The organism is Pseudomonas sp. 34 E 7, from assembly GCF_900005715.1.
Taxonomy (GTDB): Bacteria; Pseudomonadota; Gammaproteobacteria; order Pseudomonadales; family Pseudomonadaceae; genus Aquipseudomonas; species Aquipseudomonas orientalis_A.
Window position 1 is genome coordinate 1 of sequence record NZ_CVTX01000176.1, and the last position, 2,371, is coordinate 2,371.

At 62.9% G+C, this 2,371-nt stretch carries 2 protein-coding genes; one reads left to right on the forward strand and one right to left on the reverse strand.

What is annotated here, in order from left to right:
• Window positions 1-640: tRNA (5-methylaminomethyl-2-thiouridine)(34)-methyltransferase MnmD (gene mnmD / locus BFP96_RS23980; protein WP_139113440.1), on the reverse strand; the 640-nt coding region annotated here is incomplete at its 3' end.
• Window positions 641-795: 155 nt separating this feature from the next.
• Here mnmD and pap point away from each other — a divergent pair.
• The gene (gene pap / locus BFP96_RS23985) at window positions 796-2,310 is read left to right on the forward strand and encodes a polyphosphate:AMP phosphotransferase (protein ID WP_065883298.1); all 1,515 of its coding nucleotides are present in this window, start codon (window positions 796-798) and stop codon (window positions 2,308-2,310) included.
• Window positions 2,311-2,371: the final 61 nt, after the last annotated feature.

Here is a 2,371-nt window from a genome sequence, read left to right on the forward strand (position 1 = left end):
CGGCGGCATTGATCAGCCGGCGTACCCAGCCGGTGCTGGTGAAGGTGCTGATGGTCGAGCCCGGTGCGGCCAGGCGCGCCAGTTCGGCGAACAGCTCGGCGGTCCACATGTCCGGGTTCTTCGCCGGGGCAAAGCCGTCGAGAAACCACGCATCTATTTGCGCGTCCAGCTGCGGCAGTTGCTCCAGGGCATCGCCGATCAACAGGGTCAGGGTGACGCGACCGGCGTCCAGCACCAGGCGCTGAAAGCCCTGATGGATAGCGATGTATTGGGCCAGCAACTGTTCGGCGTAAGGTTGCAACTCGGGCCAGAGGGCGAGGGCGCGTTGCAGGTCGGCATGGCTGAGCGGGTATTTTTCCACGCTGACGAAATGCAGGCGTGCCCCGGCCACCGCCTGTTGGTCGAATAACTGCCAGGCGCACAGGAAATTCAAGCCCGTACCGAATCCGGTTTCGCCGATCACCAGGCGCCCGTCGGCCGGCAAGGCCGCAAAACGCGCCTGCAGGCGGTTCTGTTCAAGGAATACATAACGGGCTTCTTCCAGGCCCGACTGGTCGGAGAAGTACACGTCATCGAACACCCGCGAGTGCGGGCGGCCTTGGTCGTCCCAGTCGAGCTGGGCGTGGGTGATCGGGGTCATGGGGGCTCGTATAAATAACGGCAGGTTAAGACAAGGCGGCCATTCTAGCCGATCAACCGGTGTTGAATTGATCCACGGCAAGCGGCGGTTGAATTTCCTCCCGCGTGTCGTTGCCCAATCCGCTAGTCTTGAGCCATCTTGAAACGGAGCTGCCCATGTTCGAATCCGCCGAAATCGGTCACGCCATCGACAAAGACACCTATGACGCCGAAGTGCCGGCCCTGCGTGAGGCCTTGCTGGAAGTGCAGTACGAGCTGCAACAGCAGAAGCGCTTCCCGGTGATCATCCTGATCAACGGCATCGAAGGCGCGGGCAAGGGCGAAACCGTCAAGCTGCTCAACGAATGGATGGACCCGCGCCTGATCGAAGTGCGCACCTTCGACCAACAGACCGACGAAGAACTGGCCCGCCCGCCGGCCTGGCGCTACTGGCGGCAGTTGCCCGCCAAAGGCCGCATGGGCATTTTCTTCGGCAACTGGTACAGCCAGATGCTGCAGGGCCGGGTGCATGGGCAGATCAAGGACGCGCGGCTGGACCAGGCCATCGCCGGTGCCGAGCGCCTGGAAAAGATGCTGTGCGACGAAGGCGCGCTGATCTTCAAATTCTGGTTTCACCTGTCCAAGAAGCAGATGAAGGCCCGGCTCAAGGCCCTGGCCGATGACCCGCTGCACAGCTGGCGCATCAGCCCGCTGGACTGGCAGCAGTCCAAGACCTACGACAAATTCGTGCATTTTGGTGAACGCGTGCTGCGCCGCACCAGCCGCGACTACGCACCGTGGCATGTGATCGAGGGCGTCGACCCGCATTACCGTGGGCTGACCGTGGGCAAGATCCTGCTCGAAGGCCTGCAAAGCGCGTTGAAGCAGGCCAGGGTCAAGGCCAGTGGCATGAACCCGGCACCGCTGCCGTCGTCGGTGGACCAGATGAGCCTGCTCAACAGCCTCGACATGAGCCTGCGCCTGGACAAGGACGATTACGAAGAACAGCTGATTACCGAACAGGCGCGCTTCTCCGGCCTGATGCGTGACAAACGCATGCGCAGGCACGCGCTGGTCACCGTCTTTGAAGGCAACGACGCGGCGGGCAAGGGCGGGGCGATCCGCCGTGTGGCGGCCGCGCTGGACCCGCGCCAGTACCACATCGTGCCGATTGCCGCGCCCAGTGAAGACGAGCGCGCCCAGCCCTACCTGTGGCGGTTCTGGCAGAAGATCCCGGCGCGGGGCATGTTCACCGTGTTCGATCGCTCCTGGTACGGCCGCGTGCTGGTCGAGCGCATCGAAGGCTTCTGCACCCCGGCGGACTGGATGCGCGCCTATGGCGAGATCAATGATTTCGAAGAGCAACTGCGCGATGCCGGTGTGATCGTGGTCAAGTTCTGGCTGGCCATCGACAAGGACACTCAGCTGGAACGCTTCAAGGCCCGCGAGGAAATCCCGTTCAAGCGCTTCAAGATTACCGAAGACGACTGGCGCAACCGCGACAAGTGGGACGACTACCGTGCGGCGGTGGGCGACATGGTTGACCGCACCAGCACCGAGGTGGCGCCCTGGACGCTGGTGGAAGCCAACGACAAGCGCTGGGCGCGGGTCAAGGTATTGCGCACCATCAACCGAGCGCTGGAAGACGCATTCGAGAAGACCGACAAGCACGACAAGAAGAAAAAGAAATAGCCTGGGCCTGACTCGGTCCACCTGTGGGAGGGGGCTTGCCCCCGATGGCGGTGGGTCAGTT

Bases quoted from the DNA above. Each gene is read 5' to 3' on its own strand.
- pap (WP_065883298.1), top strand. From the start codon at position 796: ATGTTCGAATCCGCCGAAATCGGTCACGCCATCGACAAAGACACCTAT.